We start from the raw sequence: 482 nt of genomic DNA, 5'->3' as shown, positions 1-482 counted from the left end.
AATAGCCATCAGCCATCATGGTGCTTAGCGTGATACCGATGTCTTGCATCGTCACACCGTATGCGCCCGCCTTGTCTTTATCGATCTTGATCTTCATGGTTGCAGAGTCGTAGTTCAGATCTAAATCCGAGTAGACGAACATCGGGCTGCTGGCTACGTCTGTTAGAACGTCACTTGCGATCGTAAACAAGCTTTCGAAGCTGTTTGGTGTCGTAATAACGAACTGAATTGGTAGACCTGAACCCGCACCAGGCAGTTCTGGCATCTGGAATGCCGTGATTGACATGCCTGGGACGCTTGCAACTAATCCACCAACACGTTTGGTGATCTCAGATTGGCTGGCTTCACGCTCACTCCAAGGTTTAAGTGTTGCTAGACCAAACGCTTGGTTCGAGTTAGGAACACCGTTAAATACCTGCGCGTATTCTACCTCTGGTTGATCCGACAGAATCTTGTTTACATCGTTCATGGTGTTTTGGATG

1 protein-coding gene is annotated in these 482 nt (G+C 48.1%); it reads right to left on the bottom strand.

Going from position 1 to position 482, the window contains the following annotated elements:
- Positions 1-482: efflux RND transporter permease subunit (locus tag UF06_RS04360; RefSeq protein ID WP_045569348.1), on the bottom strand; the 482-nt coding region annotated here is incomplete at both ends.

The sequence above is a fragment of the Vibrio sp. S234-5 genome, from assembly GCF_000960595.1.
Classification (GTDB): Bacteria; Pseudomonadota; Gammaproteobacteria; order Enterobacterales; family Vibrionaceae; genus Vibrio.
The sequence above is the reverse complement of the archived record's forward strand: the minus strand, read 5'-3'. Positions and strand labels throughout refer to the sequence as shown.